At 67.5% G+C, this 20,336-nt stretch carries 12 protein-coding genes; 10 read left to right on the forward strand and 2 right to left on the reverse strand.

Annotated features, from left to right (window positions below; translation table 11 throughout):
- Nucleotides 1-156: 156 nt before the first annotated feature.
- The 4 genes from xseA (at nucleotide 157) to pcaF (ending at nucleotide 5,220) form a co-directional block, all read left to right on the forward strand.
- Entirely contained in the window at nucleotides 157-1,518 is a 1,362-nt protein-coding gene (gene xseA / locus CAL29_RS10900; RefSeq protein WP_094853067.1) for an exodeoxyribonuclease VII large subunit, read from the forward strand.
- Between the two features lie 154 nt (nucleotides 1,519-1,672).
- Entirely contained in the window at nucleotides 1,673-2,251 is a 579-nt protein-coding gene (gene sodB / locus CAL29_RS10905; protein WP_094853068.1) for a superoxide dismutase [Fe], read from the forward strand.
- Nucleotides 2,252-2,523: 272 nt separating this feature from the next.
- Nucleotides 2,524-3,909 (forward strand): chloride channel protein, encoded by a 1,386-nt coding sequence (locus CAL29_RS10910; protein WP_094853069.1) that lies wholly within the window; start codon nucleotides 2,524-2,526, stop codon nucleotides 3,907-3,909.
- 105 nt (nucleotides 3,910-4,014) lie between these two features.
- Nucleotides 4,015-5,220: a 3-oxoadipyl-CoA thiolase gene (gene pcaF / locus CAL29_RS10915; RefSeq protein WP_094853070.1), complete on the forward strand. Its 1,206-nt coding sequence runs from the start codon at nucleotides 4,015-4,017 to the stop codon at nucleotides 5,218-5,220.
- A gap of 131 nt (nucleotides 5,221-5,351) precedes the next feature.
- On the opposite strand, the gene CAL29_RS10920 is transcribed toward pcaF, so the two are convergent.
- Complete coding sequence (locus CAL29_RS10920; protein ID WP_373559778.1) at nucleotides 5,352-5,861, reverse strand: DUF192 domain-containing protein; 510 nt, start codon at nucleotides 5,859-5,861, stop codon at nucleotides 5,352-5,354.
- Nucleotides 5,862-5,994: 133 nt separating this feature from the next.
- Nucleotides 5,995-6,240, reverse strand: coding sequence for a cold-shock protein (locus tag CAL29_RS10925; protein WP_003812875.1), 246 nt, complete (start codon nucleotides 6,238-6,240; stop codon nucleotides 5,995-5,997).
- Nucleotides 6,241-6,462: 222 nt separating this feature from the next.
- Here CAL29_RS10925 and clpS point away from each other — a divergent pair, with 222 nt between their 5' ends.
- The 6 genes from clpS to CAL29_RS32340 all read left to right on the forward strand — a co-directional run bounded on the left by clpS (nucleotide 6,463) and on the right by CAL29_RS32340 (nucleotide 20,333).
- Nucleotides 6,463-6,777 carry an ATP-dependent Clp protease adapter ClpS gene (gene clpS, locus CAL29_RS10930; protein WP_094853072.1) on the forward strand — a complete coding sequence of 105 codons (315 nt, stop codon included), beginning with the start codon at nucleotides 6,463-6,465 and terminating at the stop codon, nucleotides 6,775-6,777.
- A 131-nt stretch (nucleotides 6,778-6,908) separates the two neighbouring features.
- Nucleotides 6,909-12,140: an alpha-2-macroglobulin family protein gene (locus CAL29_RS10935; protein ID WP_373559730.1), complete on the forward strand. Its 5,232-nt coding sequence runs from the start codon at nucleotides 6,909-6,911 to the stop codon at nucleotides 12,138-12,140.
- Nucleotides 12,095-14,341: a penicillin-binding protein 1C gene (gene pbpC, locus CAL29_RS10940; protein ID WP_218831840.1), complete on the forward strand. Its 2,247-nt coding sequence runs from the start codon at nucleotides 12,095-12,097 to the stop codon at nucleotides 14,339-14,341. Before CAL29_RS10935 ends, pbpC begins: the two co-directional genes overlap by 46 nt.
- Before the next feature lie 52 nt (nucleotides 14,342-14,393).
- Entirely contained in the window at nucleotides 14,394-16,697 is a 2,304-nt protein-coding gene (clpA, locus tag CAL29_RS10945; RefSeq protein ID WP_179283979.1) for an ATP-dependent Clp protease ATP-binding subunit ClpA, read from the forward strand.
- Between the two features lie 27 nt (nucleotides 16,698-16,724).
- A complete protein-coding gene (locus tag CAL29_RS10950) occupies nucleotides 16,725-18,044 on the forward strand; it encodes a paraquat-inducible protein A (RefSeq protein ID WP_094853075.1) in 1,320 nt (439 codons plus the stop codon).
- 90 nt (nucleotides 18,045-18,134) lie between these two features.
- The gene (locus tag CAL29_RS32340) at nucleotides 18,135-20,333 is read left to right on the forward strand and encodes a PqiB family protein (protein WP_256977371.1); all 2,199 of its coding nucleotides are present in this window, start codon (nucleotides 18,135-18,137) and stop codon (nucleotides 20,331-20,333) included.
- The last annotated feature ends 3 nt before the right edge of the window (nucleotides 20,334-20,336 follow it).

Genomic DNA, 20,336 nt, shown 5'->3' on the forward strand with positions numbered 1-20,336 from the left:
GGGGGAAAAATCGGGTTTGTGCGGTTATTTGAATAAAATCAAAGGGTTGTGGATACTTATTAAAGTAAAGGTGCACGCTGCGTAAGGATTCCGGGTCGAGGTATCATTGCGCCCGTGTTTCTTTGGCCTGTGGAAAGGTTCGGCCCGGAAAACCCCATGACAATTGAATTTACGGTCAAAGACGACGTATTTACGCGGGATATCCTCACGGTTGCCCAGTTGAACCAAGCCGTGGGGCGGGTCCTGGAACGCAACGTCCCGGCCCTGTGGGTCCGCGGCGAGATTTCCAATTTCACCGCGGCGGCGTCGGGCCACTGGTACTTCACCCTGAAGGACAACCAGGCCGCGGTGCGCGGCGTCATGTTCCGCAGCCGCGCGGCCGCCGTCGGCTTCCAGCCGCGCGCCGGCGACAAGGTGGAGGTGCGCGCCCGCGTGACGCTGTACGAGCCGCGCGGGGACTACCAGTTGCAGGTCGACGCCATGCGGCGGGCCGGCCTGGGCGACCTGTTCGAGGCCTTTCTGCGGCTGAAGCAGAAACTGGAGGCCGAAGGGCTGTTCGACGAAGCGCGCAAGCGGCCGCCCGTCTTCCTGCCGCGCGCCATCGGCGTGGTGACCTCGCTGCACGCGGCCGCGCTGCGCGACGTCCTGACGGCCCTGGCCCGGCGCGCGCCGCAGGTGCCCGTCATCGTCTACCCCGCGCCGGTGCAGGGCGCCGACTCGGCGCCGCGGCTGGCGGCCGCCATCGCCGCCGCCAACCGGCGCGCCGAGGTCGACACGCTGCTGCTGGTGCGCGGCGGCGGCAGCATCGAGGACCTGTGGAGTTTCAACGACGAGGCCCTGGCGCGCCAGGTGGCGGCCAGCGCCATCCCGGTGATCTGCGGCGTCGGCCACGAGACCGATTTCACCATCGCCGACTTCGTCGCCGACGTGCGCGCGCCCACGCCCACCGCGGCGGCGGAACTGGCCTGCCTGCCGCGCCAGGAGCTATACCAGCGCGTGCGCGTCATGGCGCGCGAATTGCAGCGGGTCCAGCAACGCCTGCTCGACCGGGCCGCGCAGCGGCTGGACCGAGCGGCCGCGCAACTGGAGTCGCCGCAGCAGCGGCTGGCGCACCAGGCCGACCGCCTGGCCGCCTTGCGGCACCGCCTGGTCAATGCCTGGCCGGGTCCGCAGGGACGGCGGCAGGCGCGCCTGGAGCTGCTGGTCGCGCGCCTGCGCCATCGCGGGCCGGACGTGGCGCGCGCCCGCGACGGCGTGGGCCGACAGGCACGTCAGTTGCTCCAGGCGCAACGGCGCCTGCTCGAGCTGCGGCGCAACCGGCTGCAGTCCTTGTCGGCGCAGTTGCGGGCCTTCGATCCCGGACAGGTGCTCGCCCGCGGCTATGCCCTGGCGCGCGACGAGGAGGGCCGGCTGGTCCGCGACGCCGCGGCGCTGGCGCCGGGACAGCGGCTGGCGCTGGAGTTCGCCCGCGGCGGCGCGCGCGTCGACGTGGTCGACGTCGTCGACAAGCAGGATTGACGGCGGGCGCCGACCCGTTTCGTCCGTCACCCGTTTGGCCCTCCGTCCGGCCGATTTTTTATCCCGCGTTCGCGCAGGGATAAGACGGTGTCCCTCAAAACAGCCGATACAATGAACGGCTGTGATCGTGCTCTCAACCAAGAAGGAATCCACTATGGCGCACACGCTTCCCCCCCTGCCTTATCCCCTGGATGCCCTGGCTCCCCACATTTCCAAGGAAACGCTGGAGTACCACTACGGCAAGCACCATCAAACCTACGTCACCAACCTGAACAACCTGATCGGCGGCACCGAGTTCGAAAACGCCTCCCTGGAAGACATCGTCAAGAAGTCGTCCGGCGGCGTGTTCAACAACGCGGCCCAGGTCTGGAACCACACCTTCTACTGGAATTCGCTGTCCCCCAAGGGCGGTGGCGAGCCCTCCGGCAAGCTGGCGGACGCCATCAAGGCCAAGTGGGGCAGCGTCGACGCCTTCAAGGAAGCCTTCAACAAGTCGGCCGCCGGCAACTTCGGTTCGGGCTGGACCTGGCTGGTCAAGAAGGCCGACGGTTCGCTGGACATCGTCAACACCAGCAACGCCGCCACCCCGCTGACCACCGCCGACAAGCCCCTGCTGACCTGTGATGTGTGGGAACACGCCTACTACATCGACTATCGCAACGCCCGTCCCAAGTACCTGGAGAATTTCTGGGCGCTGGTGAACTGGGAATTCGCGACGCAGAACCTGGGCTGATCGGGTTCATTCCGCCCGGGTGCGTTTCTCCCGGGTTTGTTCCGGATAGTTGGAAAGGCCCCAGGGCCGGCTCCCCGCAAGGGGGCCGGCTTTCGTTTTTTTGCATGGAGGTCCGGCAGCCGTTTCGACGGCCATGACCCTCCGCCACCGCCGGCGCGGCGGACAGCGTGTGCCCGTGATGCGCCCGGCCGCGCCATTCAGGTCTCCTTGATGTAACCGGTGTTATCGTTCCCGGTTTCATTGCTTCGCCCCTCCCGGGCGCCACTCCGACCATGCCACCCGCCTCCTCGACGCGCCGGCTGCGACTGAAGCTACGCCGGCAACTGCGCCATGCGCGCCGGCTCTCCCGCAAGTCCGTGCAACTTGGCCTCGTCCTGGGAGGCGCCGCCCTGGTGGCGCTGGCGTCGCTGGCCTTCGCCAGGCTGGCCGACATCGCCCTGGAATGGAACGCCCTGTGGGTGGCGCGCGCCGGCTGGGCCGCCTTCATCGTGATGCCTTTGGGCCTGGCGGCCATACGCTGGCTGACGCTGCGCTACGCCAGCTACGCGGCCGGCAGCGGCATCCCGCAAGTGATCGGCGCCTTGACCTTGCAGGGACGGCCGACGGCGCAGGGCGGCCTGGTGACCCTGGCGCACGCGCTCTGGAAGATCCCGCTGACCTTCGCCGGCATGCTGGTCGGCGCGTCGATCGGCCGCGAGGGACCGTCGGTGCAGGTCGGCGCGGCCGTCATGCTGGCGTGGGGGCGCTTCTGGAAGCGCCGCCAGTTACCGCTGCAGGGCTTCCACAACAACGAACTCATCGCCGCCGGCGCGGCGGGCGGCCTGGCGGCCGCGTTCAACGCGCCGCTGGCCGGCGTCATCTTCGCCATCGAGGAACTCGGGCGCGGGACGGCGCTGCGCTGGCAGCGGCTGGTGCTGATCGGCGTGCTGGCCTGCGGCTTCATGGTGGTGGCCGTCAGCGGCAACAATCCCTATTTCGGCACCTTCGGCGGCGCCCCGCTGCACAGCATGCTGGGGTGGGTGCTGCTGTGCGGCGTCATCAACGGCGCGCTGGGCGGTGCGTTCGCGCGCCTGCTGGGCAAGGGCGTCACGGTGGTGGCGCCGCTGCAGTGGCGGGGCTGGATGCGCGCCCATCCGGTGCTGACCGCCGCCGTCATCGGCCTGGTGCTGGCGGCCATCGGCTTCGCGACGCACGGCGTCGTCTACGGCACCGGTTACGGCGCCGCCGCGGCGCTGCTGTCGGGCCAGCCTTTCGGCCACGACGGCTTCGGCCTGCTGAAGTGGCTGGCCACGCTGCTGTCCTACTGGGCCGGCATCCCCGGCGGCATCTTCACGCCGGCGCTCACCACCGGCGCCGGCATCGGCCAGGAGATCTGGGCCTGGACCGGCGGGCTGGTCGACCAGCGCGTCCTGGTCCTGGTCTCCATGGCGGGCTTTCTCGCCGCCGCCACGCAGGCGCCCCTGACGGCCGCCGTGGTCGTGATGGAAATGACGGGCAGCCAGCCCATGCTGTTCTGGCTGATCGCCGCCGCGCTCGTCTCCTCGGTGGTGTCGCGCCAGTTCAGCCCGCATGCCTTCTATCACATGGCGGCCGGCCGCTTCCGACGGCAGATCCTGGTCGACACCGGACGCGCGCAGAAATCGGCCGTCGCCGCCTGACGTCCATGGCATAGACGTCCATTCGATGGACGTTGCCGCCTTGCGCCGCGATGGCGCAAGGCCGGCTGCGCTACCATCTCGGCTCCTATCTACTGAGAGCCTGCCATGACCGAGCAAGCCTTTATTTGCGATGCCATCCGAACCCCTTTCGGCCGTTACGGCGGCGCACTCTCCGCGGTGCGCGCCGATGACCTGGGGGCCGTGCCCATCAAGGCGTTGATGGCCCGCAACACCGGAGTGCAGTGGGACGAACTGGACGACATCATCTTCGGCTGCGCCAACCAGGCCGGCGAAGACAACCGCAACGTGGCGCGCATGGCCTCGCTGCTGGCCGGCTTGCCGGTCGGCGTGCCGGGCTCCACCATCAACCGCCTGTGCGGTTCGGGGCTGGACGCCCTGGGCACGGCGGCGCGCGCCATCCGCGCCGGCGAAACCAGGCTGATGCTGGCCGGAGGCGTCGAAAGCATGAGCCGCGCGCCCTTCGTGATGGGCAAGGCGGAAACGGCGTTTTCGCGCAATGCGGCGATCTACGACACCACCATCGGCTGGCGTTTCGTCAACAAGCTGATGAAGGCGCAATACGGCGTGGACGCCATGCCGGAAACGGCGGAAAACGTCGCCGACGATTTCAAGATCAGCCGCGAAGACCAGGACATTTTTGCGCTGGCCAGCCAGGAAAAGGCCGTCAAGGCCCAGCAGTCCGGCTTCTTCGACACGGAATTGACGCCGGTGTCGGTGCCGCAGAAGAAGGGCGATCCGGTGCTGGTCGACAAGGACGAGCATCCGCGTTCGACCAGCCTGGAAGCGCTGGCCCGCCTGAAGGGCGTGGTGCGCGAAGGCGGTTCGGTGACGGCGGGCAACGCCTCCGGCGTCAATGACGGCGCCGCCGCCTTGCTGCTGGCGAGCGAAAGCGCCTTGTCGCGCCACGGTCTGAAGCCGCGCGCCCGCGTGGTCGGCATGGCCACCGCCGGCGTGCCGCCGCGCATCATGGGCATGGGCCCGGCGCCGGCCACGCGCAAGGTGCTGGCCCTGACCGGCCTGACGCTGGAACAGATGGACGTCATCGAGTTGAACGAAGCCTTTGCCGCCCAGGGCCTCGCCGTCCTGCGCGACCTCGGCATCGCCGACAACGATCCGCGCGTGAATCCCAACGGCGGCGCCATCGCCCTGGGCCATCCCCTGGGCGCCAGCGGCGCGCGCCTGGCCACGACCGCCGTCAACCAACTGGAACGCAGCGGCGGGCGCTACGCGCTGTGCACCATGTGCATCGGCGTCGGCCAGGGCATCGCCGTGATCCTGGAACGCGTGTAGGCACGCGGGAAAAGTTGCGGCGCAAGCCGCCTTGAAAGCCGCGGCATCCGTCCGAAGCAAAAACCCCCAGGCGCTGCCTGGGGGTTTTTACATTCCGTTTTTACATTTCTTAACCAAATGTGCCGGCGCCTTCAGGGCAGGCCGTCGATTTTCTTGCCGGCGCCGATGCCGTGGTCGTTGAACCAGCCCTGCGCCATTTCCAGCGCATAGCGCACCGGCTTCTTCGAGCAATGGGTGTCGTCGGTCTCGGGCGCCATGTCGGCGACGTTGACGATGGTGCCGTCGTCGGCGATGAAGGCGATGGACAAGGGCAGCGGCGTGTTGTGCATCCAGAAGCATTGCAGGTCGGGATCGTCGAACACGAACAGCATGCCGTCGTTGGCTTCCAGCGATTTGCGGAACATCAGGCCGCGCCGCCGGCTGTCTTCGGTGTTGGCGATCTCGGCATGGATCACGTGGATGCCCGCCGCCAGTTGCACGGTGCGCAGCGTGGGCTGCGCGGCCGTGATTTCCTCGGCCCGGGCGGCGCCCGCGCCGGCGGTGAAGGTGGCGGCAAAGGCGAAGAGCAGGGCGGCCATCGCGGCGCCGCGCCCTCGCTTGAAACTGGATCGGGTGGGCGACGGGGCAGCGCTGGTATGCATCATGACAACTTGAGTGAGGGTGGGCGGGGAGGACCGGCCGCGCGGCAGGCGCAAAGACAAAAAGGCAGGGCGTTCGCCGCCCCGCCTTCGTCGTATGGTACCCGAAGACGCCGAGAAAACCCGGCCCGATCGCTCAGGCGGAGGTAATATTCAGTGCCTGCTTGCCTTTGGGGCCCTGGATGATCTCGAAAGACACCTTTTGGCCTTCTTTTAAGGTCTTGAAACCATTCATCTGGATAGACGAGAAGTGGGCGAAGAGGTCTTCACCGCCGTCGTCCGGCGTGATGAAGCCGAAGCCCTTCGCGTCGTTGAACCATTTAACGGTTCCGGTTGCTTTTGGATTGTCCCCCTGGACAGCGGTTGCGGTCGTATCAGACATGCGGACTGCCTCATGAATCGTATGTTGACTGAAGGGCTCCCCGGCCGGGCCGTCCCCCCCTTTTGGTCCTCGCCGCTAACAGTGGCCTGAAAACGGCAAGAATTGCGCGAATAATGCGCTTGTTTTCTTTCGTGCGTCAAGTATGGAAACTACGCATTTCTACATGTAAAAGTGGCCCATTTGTGTGCCACCTATTCACGGTTTAAATAAAATACCGCCGCTATGAGCACAAGCATGGATACCCAACACGATCTGGTCGTTGAAAAGGAGGCCGCGCGCACCGCGCCGCCCCCGATGTACCAGGTTGTGCTGCTCAATGACGACTACACCCCCATGGAGTTCGTGGTGAAGGTGCTGCAGAAATTTTTCGGCAAGAATCAAGAAGAAGCGACCCGGATCATGTTGCAAGTTCATCACGAAGGCAGGGGCGTATGCGGGGTTTATCCCCGTGACGTCGCGGCGACGCGCATCGCCCAGGTGGGCCAGTATGCGCGCGCCAAACAGCATCCATTGCAATGCGTGATGGAACCGGTTTGAGCCGGTTTCGCGCGGTTTGAAGTTGGGACGGCGATATAGGGCGCCGGCGTAATTTTTAAAATCAAAATATCTTTTTATAAATGTGTTGATATTAATCAAGACATTTATCGGGTAGCTGTCGCTTTCGCGGCATGGGAGAGGGGTTTAGCGTGAGCAAAAACAAGGGCGTGTTGGGGGCGGTCGCGGCCGTCGTCATAGTCTTGCTTGTGGCGGTCGTGATGTTCCTGAAGCGGTCCCCGGAGCCTCCGGCGCCGGCCGCGCAACCCTCCAGCGCGCCCACGGCGGCGCCCGCGGCCTCGGGCACCGTCACGCCGGCGGCCCCGGCGGCCCCGGCGGCGCCGGCGCTGCCGTCGACGGCCACCGTGGGCGCGGCCGATCCCTTCGGCACCCTGTCGTGCAAGGCGCGCCAATACGCGGACAGCCTGTCGCTGGCGGTGACCTTCACCCAGCCGGTCGACCGCAAGTCCGAGCTCAGCCGCTTCATCGAAGTCATCGACACCGGACCGCTGAAAAGCGGCGATGCCGCGCAAGCGGCTTCCGACGGCGCGTCCAAGGCCAAGGCCGCCACCGCCGCCACGGATTCCGGCAAGACGGTGCAGGGGTCCTGGACGGTGGGAGACAACCCCCGCATGATCTATTTCCCCTACGTCGTGCCGCAGCACCGCTACGTCATCCGCCTGCGCGCCGACCTGCCCGGCGCCGGCGACAAGGTGACGCTGGGTTCCCCGGCCCATTGCGACGTGGAAACCGAGGCCATGCCGCCGTCCTTCTATTTCGCCAGCAAGGGCGTGGTGCTGCCGGCCGGCCAGAACGGCGGCCTGCCGGTGACCACGGTCAACATGCCGGAAGTGGACGTGCAATTCCTGCGCATCGCGCCCGAGCGCGTGCCCGAGTTCTTCGACGCCGTCGTCGGCAACCGCGGCAGCGCGAACGACGATGACGACGACGAGCGCGACTACAACGATTACTACGGCAACCGGTCGCTCAAGGGCCTGGTCAGTTCCTGGGACCTGGAGCGCCTGACGTCGCTCAGCACCAGCGTCTACCAGGGGCGCTTCCTCACCGACGACAAGCCGAACCGCAGCCATGTCACCTTCCTGCCGGTCGAGGGCATCAAGGAACTGCAGGAGCCGGGCATCTATATCGCGGTCATGAGCCAGCCCGGCCATTTCCGCGAGGAATACCAGACCACCTATTTCTACGTCAGCGACATCGGCCTGCACGCGCGCCGCTACGCCAACCGTATCGAGGCCTATACGGTCTCGCTCAAGCAGGGCCAGGCGATTTCCGGCGACACCGTCGAACTGATCGACGCCAGCGGCAAGACGCTGGCCAAGGCCGCCGCCGATGCCCAGGGCCACGTGCGTTTCGACGGCTCCTTCGACAAGGCGCGCGTCATCCGCGCCTCGCGCGGCAAGGAAATGACGGTGCTGTCGCTGGGCGATCCGGCGCTGGACCTGTCGGAATTCGACATCCAGGGCCTGCCTTCGGTCGACAACAACCTGTTCGTCTACGCCGGGCGCGATCTTTATCGCCCGGGCGAAACCTTCAACGTGTCCGTGCTGCCGCGCGACGCCGACGGCCGTCCGCTGTCCGGCGCGCCGCTGACCGCGACCATCAAGCGTCCCGACGGCCGCACCGTGCAGACCGCGCTGTGGAGTCCCGACAAGGACGGCCCCAGCTACGTGCGGCACGCCATCGAGCTGCCGCTGGACGCGCAGACCGGCACCTGGATGCTGGAGCTGCGCGTGGACCCGGCCGCGCGCCGCGCCGACGCCACCTGGCCCTTCAAGGTCGAGGAATTCCTGCCCGAGCGCATGAAGCTGTCGCTGCAGGCCGACGACGGCCCGCTGGGTCCCGGCGATCCGCTGGACATCGACGTGCAGGGGGATTATCTGTACGGCGCGCCGGCCGCCGGCAATCGCCTGCTGTCCAGCTTCACGGTCAAGCGCGACCGCTTTGCGCAGGCGCAGAAGTGGCCGGGCTTCATCTTCGGCGACGTCAACGACGACAGCATCAAGCACTACGAGGAACTGCCGGAATCGCAACTGGACGACAAGGGCCACGGCGCCATCGAGGTCGACACCTCCAACTACAAGGATGCGTCCTCGCCGCTGAAGGTCCGGGTCTCGGCCAGCCTGCTGGAGTCGGGCGGCCGTCCCGTGGTGCGCTCCATCGAACGCAGCATCTGGCCCGCCGACAAGCTGATCGCCGTGCGCCCGCTGTTCGACGACGACGTCGCGCGCGAGGGCGCGCCGGCGAATTTCGAGGTCATCCGCGTCGACGGCAAGGGCGAACCGGCCCCGCTGGCCCAGGCCCAGGTGCGTCTATATAAGGAAGAGCGGCGCTACTACTGGCGCTACGACGACCAGCGCGGCTGGAACAGCGGCTATACCGACACCGAGGAACTGGTCGACTCGCGCGTGGTGGCCCTGCAAGGCCGCCTGCCGATGAGCCTGCCGGTGAACTACGGCCGCTATCGCCTGGAGATCAACGATCCCGAGACCAAGCAGACCCTGAAGTACCGCTTCTACGCGGGCTGGGGCGCGCAGGACGACGAGGCCGCCGGCAACCGCCCCGACCGCGTGCAGATGAAGCTGGAGAACGTGCCGGCCAAGCCGGGCGACAAGGTCAAGCTCACGCTGACCCCGCCGCACGACGGCCAGGCGCTGGTCACCGTGGAAGGCGACCGCATGCTGTGGTCGACCTGGGTGGCGGCCAAGGCCACCGGCACGGAAGTCGAGATCCCGATCGATCCCGCCTGGAAGCGCCACGACCTCTACGTGGGCGCGGTGGTGTTCCGTCCGGGCAGCGCGGGCGACCGCGTCACCCCGGCGCGCGCGGTGGGCCTGGCCTATCTGCCCTTGCAGGCCGAAGGCCGCAAGCTGGACGTGCACCTGACGGCGCCCGCCAAGGTGCAGCCGGAAACCCGCACGACGGTCAAGATCAAGGTGGACGGCGCGGCCAACAAGAAGGCCACGGTCACCCTGTCGGCGGTCGACGTCGGCATCCTGAACATCGACCAGTTCCAGACTCCCGATCCCTTCAACTTCTTCTTCGGCAAGCACCGCTACGCGCCCGACCTGCTGGACATGTACGGCAAGCTGATCGAGAAGATGGACGGCACCCAGGGCCGCCTGAAGTGGGGCGGCGACGCCGCCATGCGCGGCGACACCAAGACGCTGCCGAAGAAGGTCAAGCTGGTGGACCTGTTCTCCGGGCCGGTGACGCTGGACGACAAGGGCGAGGCGGAGATCCCGCTGGACCTGCCGGACTTCAACGGCACGCTGCGCCTGATGGCCGTGGCCTTCACCAACGAGCAATACGGCAACGCCGAGGCCGAAATGGTGGTGGCCGCGCCCATCGTCGCCGAGCTGAGCACGCCGCGTTTCGTCACGCCCGGCGACGAGGCGGCCATCGCGCTGGACGTCACCAACCTCAGCGGCGCGACGCGCAAGGTCACCGTCAAGCTGGAGGCCAACGATCCGCTGGCCATCGCCGACGGCGAGCGCACCGTGACGCTGAAGGACAAGCAGCGCACCACCGTCCGCTTCACCGCCACCACGTCCGGTTCGTACGGGCTGGGCCTGATGCGCCTGACCGTGGACGGGGAGGGCGGCGACAAGCCCGTGCACATCGTGCGCGAGTCGGTGCTGCAGGTGCAGCCGGCCCAGGCCGCCGAGCGCCAGGTGCGCCGCCTGCGCCTGATGCCGGGCGAGACCTCGGCCACGCAGGCCGACTGGGTGGCCAAGTACTATCCCGACTCCACCACCGTCAGCCTGACGATGTCGACTGAACCGCCGTTCAACGTCGCGCGCCTGGTGCATGACCTGCTGGCGTATCCGTATGGCTGCACCGAGCAGACCGTCAGCGCCACCTTGCCGTGGCTGCTGATGGACGCCGAAACGGCCAAGCGCTACGACGTCGACAGGTTCTCGCCCACCTTGCGGCAGGAGAAGGTCGACGGCGCGCTGGCGCGGCTCTCGGGCATGCGTGCGTCCAACGGTTCCTACTCCCTGTGGGGTGGCGACAGCGGCAGCCGCGACATCTGGCTGACGGCCTATGCCACCGGCTTCATGCAGGACGCCCGCGACCGCGGCTTCACCGTGCCGGACGCGACCATCGAGCGTTCGCGCAACTGGCTGTTGCAGCAGGTGCAGCAGACCGGCAGCAGCTTCGGCACCTGGTCGGCCAACCTGAAGCGCGGCGTCGAAGCCGGCCGCGTCGGCTCCAACGAGTTGAACGTGCTGCGCGAAGACCATCGCCGCTTCGCCGGCCTGGCCGCCGCCGCGCTGGTCCTGGCGCGCGACGGCAAGGCGCCGCTGTCCACCGTGCGCCAGCTCTACGACAACTACCAGGAACGCGCGCGTTCGCCGCTGCCGCTGGTGCAACTGGCCGCCGCCTTCAAGCTGATGGGCGACGAGGGCCGCATGAAGGCCGCGCTGGACCAGGCCATGACGCGCCAGTACGGCATGGCCTTCATCTCCGGTTCCTCGGCCTACGTCGACGAGTGGATGGGCGACTACGGCACCGCGGTGCGCGACCTGGCCCTGTCGTACGCGCTGATGGCGCAATACGACCTGCGCCACGATCGCCGCGAAACGCTGCTGACCGACCTGGCTTCGCGCCTGGGCGGCCGGTCCTACTTCTCCACGCAGGAGCAGATGGCCCTGCTGCTGGCGGCCCGCGCCGCCGGCGGCAAGCAGAACTCGCCGTGGGAAATGACGCTGGCCAACGGCACGGTGCGCAAGGTGGTGCAGGCCACGGGCGACCAGACCGTGTCCCTGCGGGCCGGCGACATGGGCGGCCTGCAACTGGTCAACTCGGGCAGCCAGCCGGTGTTCGCCGAACTGGACATCCAGGGCAGCAGCGTCAACCCGCCGGCGCCGCGCGCCGACGTCATCCGCGTGCAGCGCCGCTGGTATCGTCCCGACGGCACCGCCTGGGACGGCGGCACGCTGCAGACGGGCGACATGCTGGTGGCCTGGATCCGCGCGGACGCGACCCGTCGCATCCCCGAGGGCCTGGTGATCGACCGCGTGCCGGCCGGCCTGGAAGTGGAAAACCTCAACCTGACGCAGAACCCGGACATGAACGACTGGACCATCGGCGGCCGCCGCGTGGCCGACGCCTTGTCCAATCCCAATATCAAGCACACCGAATTCCGTGACGACCGCTACGTCGCCGCGGTGTCGCTGGGCAGCGGCGCGGTGGATATCTTCTATCTGCTCCGGGTGGTCACGCCCGGCAAGTTCGCGGTCCCGTCGACGGTGGCGGAAGACATGTACCGTCCGGAACTGCGTGGCGTAGGCGATCAATGGAGCAAGATAGAAGTGCGCGACCGCACGGCGCGGGCGAAGTAGGGCGGCGCCCGGCCTGGCGCCGGCGCGCGCGCCGCCTGTGCAGGGCGGCGCTCGCGGCGGTGGCCGTGATGGGCGTGCTGTTGCTGGCGCTGGACCGGCTGTTTCCCTTGCCGGCGCCGTATGCCGACGGCGCCACCGTGGTGGTGGCGGCCGACGGCACGCCGCTGCGCAACTATCCCAGCCGCGACGGCATCTGGCGCTATCCCGTCACGCGCGACCAGGTCTCGCCGCTGTATCTGCAGTCCCTGCTGACCTACGAGGACCGCTGGTTCCGCTGGCACCTGGGCATCAACCCGGTGGCCATGGCGCGCGCGGGCTGGCAGTGGGCGGTGCACGGCCACATCGTCTCCGGCGGCTCGACGCTGACCATGCAGGTGGCGCGCCTGATCGACCCGCAACTCAACGGCAAGCCCTCGCGCTCCATCGGCGCCAAGCTGCGCCAGGTCTGGCGCGCCGTCCAGTTGGAGATGCACTACAGCAAGGACGAGATCCTTTCCATGTACCTGAGCCGGGCGCCCATGGGCGGCATCGTGCAGGGCGTGGAGATGGCCTCGCGCCTGTGGCTGGGCAAGTCGGCGCGCAACCTCAGCGCCGCCGAGGCCGCGCTGCTGACGGCGCTGCCGCAGGCGCCCACCCGCCTGCGCCCGGACCGCCATCCCGAGGCCGCCCGCCAGGCCCGCGACAAGGTGCTGGACCGCATGGTCGAACTGGGCCGCTGGAGCCGCGCCGAGGTCGCCGACGCCAAGATAGAAACCGTGGCCGCGCCGCCGCTGCGCTCGCGCTGGCTGGCGCCCCTGGCGGCGCAGCGCCTGCTGCGCGAGGCCCGGCCGCCGGGCGGCCGCCGCGACAAGCGCCCGCCGGTGCTGGCCAGCAACCTGGACGTCGAAATCCAGGACCGGGTCGAACAGATGCTGCTGGACCGCGTCGACAGCCTGCCGCCCAAGGTCTCGATGGCCGTGCTGGTCATGGACAACGACAGCCTGGCGGTGAAGGCCTATGCCGGTTCGGCCGACTTTTCGGACGATAGCCGCTACGCCCACGTGGACATGGTGACGGCGATCCGCTCGCCGGGCTCCACGCTCAAGCCTTTCCTGTACGGCCTGGCGCTGGACGACGGCCTGATCCACTCGGAAAGCCTGCTGATGGACGTGCCCATGTCCTTCGGCGGCTACGCGCCAGGCAATTTCCAGGCCTCGTTTTCCGGTCCGGTCAGCGTGTCGCAGGCCTTGCAGCGTTCCCTGAACGTGCCGGCGGTGGACCTGCTGGACCGGGTCGGGCCGGCCCATTTCGCATCGGTTATGCTAGGCGGCGGCGTCCGTTTGCGCATGCCGGCCGGCGCCGTCCCCAATCTGAGCTTGATTTTGGGCGGAGGCGGCACCACCTTGGAAGAACTGGTGGGCGCCTACCGCGCGCTGGCGCGGGGCGGCTTGTCCGGCAAGCCGCGCCTGCGGCCGGACGAGCCGCGCGTCGAGTCCCGTATGATGAGCGCCGGCGCGGCGTGGATCGTGCGGGACATCCTGGAAGGCGGGGGACACCCCGACCGGCCTTTCTACCAGGCCCAGTCCGGCGCGCCGGGCAAGCGGCTTGCGTGGAAGACCGGCACCAGTTTCGGATTCCGCGATGCCTGGGCGGTGGGCGTCACGGACAACTGGACCATAGGCGTCTGGGTGGGGCGGCCGGACGGCACGCCCAATCCCGGATATTTCGGGGCCAATGTGGCCGCGCCTTTGTTACAGGACATTGTTTCGGCCTTGCCGGACGGGCCGCAGCGGGAACGCGTGCGGCCGGATACGGTCAAGGCGGTAGTGACTTGCTGGCCCCTGGGCCTGCGCCTGGGCAGCGTGCTCGACGGCACCTGCCCCGAGCAGCGGCCGGCCTGGGCATTGAACGATACCGTTCCGCCGACCTTCGCCGGTTATGCGGACGGCGCGCAGGCTCCCCTGCGCTTGACGGGCCTGTCCAACGGCTCGGTGCTGCGGCCGGTGCCGGGCGCCGGGCAGGTGGCGGTGGACGTCGATGCGCAAGGGACCGAGGGGGATATTTGGTGGATGCTCGATGGGCGCGTGCTGGGGCATGGCCCGGCGGGTCGTCCGTTCAGGGTAATGTTGGCGCAAGACGGTCGTTATACGCTTACGGTCATGGACAGCCGGGGGCGTTACGATCGGGTAGGTTTTGAAATTGCTGGCGTTACCGCCCGATAGGCATAGAATATGTCTTGTGTTTATGTCCGCTTCGATGCGTTATGGAGGAAGCGTGATTTCCCAAGAGCTTGAAGTCAGCCTGCATATGGCTTTTGTCGAGGCCCGTTCGGCTCGTCACGAATTTATTACCGTTGAACATCTGTTGCTTTCCTTGCTGGATAACGCATCGGCTGTCGAAGTGTTGCGCGCGTGCGCGGCGAACCTGGACGATCTGCGCCGTAACCTGCGCCAATTCGTTTCGGAAAATACGCCCGTCATCCCGAGCGGCGCGGAAGTGGATACGCAGCCCACGCTGGGTTTCCAGCGGGTGATCCAGCGCGCGATCATGCACGTTTCGGCGGGCGGCACCGGCAAGAAACCGGTCACCGGCGCCAATGTGCTGGTGGCCATTTTCGGTGAAAAGGATTCGCACGCCGTCTACTACCTGCAACAGCAGGGCGTGACTCGCCTGGACGTGGTCAATTTCCTGTCGCACGGCATCACCAAGCAGCCGCAGGTCGAATCGGCCGCGACGCAGAAGGAACAGCAGCCCAATCCCGAGGAACAGGGCGAATCGCGCCAGTCCCCGCTGGATCAATACGCCAACGACCTGAACGCCGCCGCGCTGGCGGGCCGCATCGATCCGCTGATCGGCCGCGAGTCCGAAGTCGAGCGCGTGATCCAGGTGTTGTGCCGCCGCCGCAAGAACAATCCCTTGCTGGTGGGCGAGGCCGGCGTCGGCAAGACCGCCATCGCCGAAGGCCTGGCCTGGCGCATCACGCGCGGCGAGGTGCCGGAGGTCCTGCAATCGGCCCAGGTCTATGCCCTGGACATGGGCGCCTTGCTGGCGGGCACCAAATATCGCGGCGATTTCGAACAGCGCCTGAAGGGCGTGCTGAAGCAGTTGCGCGGCAACCCCGACGCCATCCTGTTCATCGACGAAATCCATACCCTGATCGGCGCCGGCTCGGCGTCGGGCGGTACGCTGGACGCGTCCAACCTGCTCAAGCCGGCCCTTTCCTCGGGCCAGCTCAAGTGCATCGGCGCGACCACCTACACCGAATACCGCGGCGTGTTCGAGAAGGACCACGCGCTGTCGCGCCGTTTCCAGAAGATCGACGTCAGCGAGCCCAGCGTGGAGCAGACCGTACAGATCCTGCGCGGCCTGAAGACGCGGTTCGAGGAGCACCATAACGTGCGCTACTCGTCCGCCGCCCTGCTGGCCGCGGCCGAGCTGTCGGCGCGCCACATCAACGACCGCCATCTGCCGGACAAGGCCATCGACGTCATCGACGAGGCCGGCGCCGCGCAGCGGCTGCTGCCGCGCTCGCGCCAGAAGAAGGTCATCGGCAAGGTGGACATCGAGAACATCGTGTCCAAGATCGCGCGCATTCCGCCGCAATCGGTGTCCAACGACGATCGCAGCAAGCTGGCGACGCTGGACCGCGACCTGAAGACGGTGGTGTTCGGCCAGGACAATGCCATCGAGGCCCTGGCGGCCGCCATCAAGATGGCGCGCTCGGGCCTGGGCAAGCCGGAAAAACCCATCGGCGCCTTCCTGTTCTCCGGCCCGACCGGCGTCGGCAAGACCGAGGTCGCGCGCCAACTGGCGTTCACGCTGGGGGTGGAGCTGCTGCGCTTCGACATGTCGGAGTACATGGAGCGCCATGCCGTCTCGCGCCTGATCGGCGCGCCGCCGGGATACGTGGGCTTCGACCAGGGCGGGCTGCTGACCGAGGCCATCAACAAGCAGCCGCATTGCGTGCTGCTGCTCGATGAAATCGAAAAGGCGCACCCGGACGTCTTCAACATCCTGCTGCAGGTGATGGACCACGGCACGTTGACGGACAACAACGGGCGCAAGGCCGATTTCCGCAATGTCATCCTGATCATGACGACCAACGCCGGCGCGGAAACGCTGAACCGGCCGTCCATCGGCTTCGCCAATGCCCGCGTGGCCGGCGACGAGATGGCGGAAATCAAGCGCATGTTCACGCCCGAGTTCCGCAACCGCCTGGACGCCATCATCCCGTTCGCGCCGCTGTCGCGCGAAATCATCCTGCGGGTGGTCGACAAGTTCCTCATGCAACTGGAAGACCAGTTGCACGAGCGCCGGGTCGAGGCGGTCTTCACCGACGCCTTGCGCGAGCATCTGGCGAAGGAAGGCTTCGATCCCCTCATGGGCGCACGTCCCATGCAGCGGCTGATCCAGGACACCATCCGCCGCGCGCTGGCCGACGAACTGCTGTTCGGCAAGCTGGTCGACGGCGGGACGGTGACGGTGGACCTGGATGCCGAGGGCAAGGTCGTGCTGTCCTATGGCGAGAAGCCGTCGTCGGATACGCCGGACGCGCAGGAAGTGGCGCTGGCCGACTGATGACCGCTGACCAGTGACGCCTGACTGATGACCCGTTTGCGGCCTTTGATTGCCTGCGAACACTGCGCGAGCATTTATCGCAGGCATGATCTCGATCCGGGCGAGGTCGCCAGTTGCGGCCGCTGCGGCACCACCCTGTGGCGCTACAGCGGCCTGACGCTGGCTTCCTGGCTGGCCCTGGCGGTGACGGCCTCCATCGTCTTCATGATCGCCAATGCCTATCCGGTGGCGATCATGCAGGTGCAGGGGATGGAGCAGCAGGCCTCGCTACTCGACGCGATCACCGTGACCTGGGAGCAGGACCATTGGGCGGTCGCGCTGATGACCGGCGCGGCGGGCTTCGCCCTGCCCATGGCGCAACTGATCCTGCTGATGTGGGTGCTGTATCCCTTGTCGCGCGGGCGCCTGCCGCCCGCTTTCCGTTTCTGCATGCGCATGCTGGGCCTGTTGCGGCCCTGGTGCATGGTGCCCGTTTTCATGCTCGGCGTGCTGGTGGCGGTGGTCAAGCTGTCCGGCATGGCGTCGGTGCAACCGGGCTTCGGCCTGGCCGGTTTCGCCTTGCTGACCATCCTGCTGACCATGCTGGGCCGGCTGTCGCCGCATACCCTGTGGCGCTACGCGGAAGATACCGGCGTGGTGCAGGCGTTCATCCCGCAGGAGCGGCATGGCGAGATCCTGACGGGCTGCCACGTCTGCGGCCAGGTGCAGGCGGTGCCGCTGGGCGAGCCGGAGGCGCTGCATCGCTGCCATCGCTGCAACGCGGTCCTGCACCTGCGCAAGCCGGATCACCTGGCGCGGACCTGGGCGCTGCTGATCGCCGCGGTCTTCTTCTATGTTCCCGCCAACGTATTGCCGGTGATGTCCATCAATTCGCTGTTCGGCAGTAGCGCGCATACCATCCTGGGCGGCGTGATCGAGTTGTGGCAGATGGGGTCGTGGGACCTGGCCACCATCGTTTTCGTCGCCAGCGTCATGGTGCCCCTGACCAAGCTGTTGTCGCTGGCGGCGCTGGCGCTCTTCATCCAGTTCGGCAATACCGCCAATCTGCGCCAGCGCACCCGGCTTTATTCCATGGTCGAATTCATCGGCCAATGGTCGATGCTGGACGTCTTCGTGGTCATCCTGCTGGCGGCGCTGGCCAATTTCCACGGCCTGATGGAAATCAGCGCGGCGCCCGGCGCCGCCGCCTTCGGCATGGTGGTGATATTGACGATGCTGGCCGCGATGAGCTTCGACCCGCGCCGCGGCTGGGACCAGGCAGCGGCGGGCACGCAAATTGCCTCCGCGGCCTCGCCCGCCAAGGCAGAGCATGCGCCGGCGGGCGCGGGCGAGGCCCGCGGACAATAAAATACGGGCGATCGGGGCAGGTTGCAGGGGCGAACCCGGCGACGCGAGCCGCCTCCGCCCTCACGAGCAAGTACAAGGAAACCTGCAAGCATGTCCGACCCGAACTCTTCCGACGAGACCAGTCGCATCAAGGTGCCGGAAGTCACGCGCAAGAAGCGGCGTATTTCCTGGATCTGGCTGGTGCCCGTGGTGGCGGCGCTGGCGGGGCTGTCCCTGGTGATGAAGACCTGGCTGGAGGCCGGTCCCACCATCACCATCACCTTCAAGACCGCGGAAGGCCTGGAAGTCGGCAAGACGCAGGTGCGCTACAAGGACGTCAACGTCGGCGTGGTCAAGACCATCAAGCTGAACGAGGACCGTTCCGGCGTGGTCGTCACGGCGGACATCGACAAGAACGCCGCCAGCCTGGCCCGCGAGGGCACCAGCTTCTGGGTGGTGCGGCCGCGCCTGGGCCTGAGCGGGGTCTCGGGCCTGAGCACGCTGGTGTCGGGCGCCTATATCGGCGTGGACGCGCCCACCGGCAAGTCCCCGGACGGCAAGCCGGTGACGAAAGCCGAGAAAACCGAATTCGTCGGGCTGGAGACTCCGCCCGAAGTGACGCACGACCGGCCCGGCAAGCGCTTCACGCTCAAGGCCGATACCCTCGGTTCGCTGGACGTGGGCTCGCCGGTCTATTACCGCCGCATCAGCGTGGGCCAGGTGATCGGCTATCAGTTGGACAGCTCCGGCAAGAGCGTCAACGTGCAGGTGTTCATCGACGCGCCGAACGACAAGTTCGTCACCACGACGACGCATTTCTGGAACGCCAGCGGGGTGGACTTCACCGTCAACGCCGACGGCCTGAAGGTGCGCACGCAATCGCTGTTGTCCGTGGCGGTGGGCGGCGTCGCCTTCGAGGACATGGCCGACAGCGCCAGCGGCGCGGCGCCGGGCGCGAGCAACGCGCCGCAAGGCTTGCCGCCGTCGGCGCTGGCCGGCAAGCCGGGCGAGGGCGGCATGTCGCCGGAGGAATCGGCCAAGGCGGCCCTGCGCGCGGCGTCGGCTGCCGCCCGCTCCGGCGACGCCGCGGGCAATGCGGCGCCGAACGCCGCACCGAATGCCACGCCGAACGCGGCGCCCAATGCGGCGCCGAATGCGCGGGGCGGCGCCCAGCAGGGCGCGGCGGGCGCCAGGCAGGGGGCGGGACAGGCCGCCGGCACGGGGGAGCAGGGCTCCCGCATCCAGCCGGACGACGGCGCCGGCAAGCAGGCAGGCAACACGGCCGGCAATACGGCGGCGGGTAATACAGCGGCCGGTAATACCGCAGGAAATCCGTCCGGCAATGCGCCCGGACAGAACCCGGCGGGCGCCGGCGCGCCGAAGACGGCGCAAGGCATCCAGGCGCCGGGATCGAACGCGCAGCCTTCCGAACCCGCGCCCCAGGGCGGCAGCCGGCCCGCGAAGGCGGATTCGGTCTTCACCCTGTACGGCAGCGAGGCGGGCGCCAAGGCCACGCCGGACGGCGAGCCTTTCCCCATCCGCATGCGCTTCGACCAATCCATCCGCGGCCTGAACGTGGGCGCGTCGGTCGATTTCAACGGCATCGTGCTGGGCCAGGTCGACGCCATCAACATGGGTTTCGACACCACCAAGAAACGCTTCTATGCGATGGTCGACGCGAACCTCTACCCGGAACGCCTGGGCTCCGTGTATGAGCGCGTGCGCGAGTACGCCATCCGCGAGGAAGGCGAGAACCCCGCGCATCCGGGCGGACGCCTGCTCGGCTCGATGATCAAGCACGGCCTGCGCGCGCAACTGCGCACCGCCAACCTGCTGACCGGGCAGCTCTACGTGGCGCTGGACGTCTTCCCCAACCAGCCGGCGGTGGACTTCCACTGGGACGGCATCGGGCGGGCGGAGATCCCCACCACGCAAGGCAACCTGGACCAGTTGCAGCAGCAGATCACCAACATCGTCAACAAGATCGAGAAGATCCCCTTCGACAAGATCGGCAACGAGCTGAACAACACGCTCGCCAGCGCGTCGCGCCTGATGAACAAGCTCGACAAGCAGGTCGCGCCGGAAGCCCAGGCCATGATCAAGCAGGCCAGCAAGTCGCTCAACGATCTCAGCAACATGCTGTCCTCGGACAACGGCGTGCTGGCGAATTCGGACCGGGCCATCCAGGAACTCACCCGCGCGGCGCGCTCGCTGCGCGTGCTGTCCGATTTCCTCCAGGCCAATCCGGAAGCCTTGCTGCGCGGCCGTGGCGACGATCCGGTGCCCGGACGCATCCAGACCAGGAAATAAGAA

It is taken from the genome of Bordetella genomosp. 10 (genome assembly GCF_002261225.1).
GTDB lineage: Bacteria > Pseudomonadota > Gammaproteobacteria > Burkholderiales > Burkholderiaceae_B > Bordetella_C.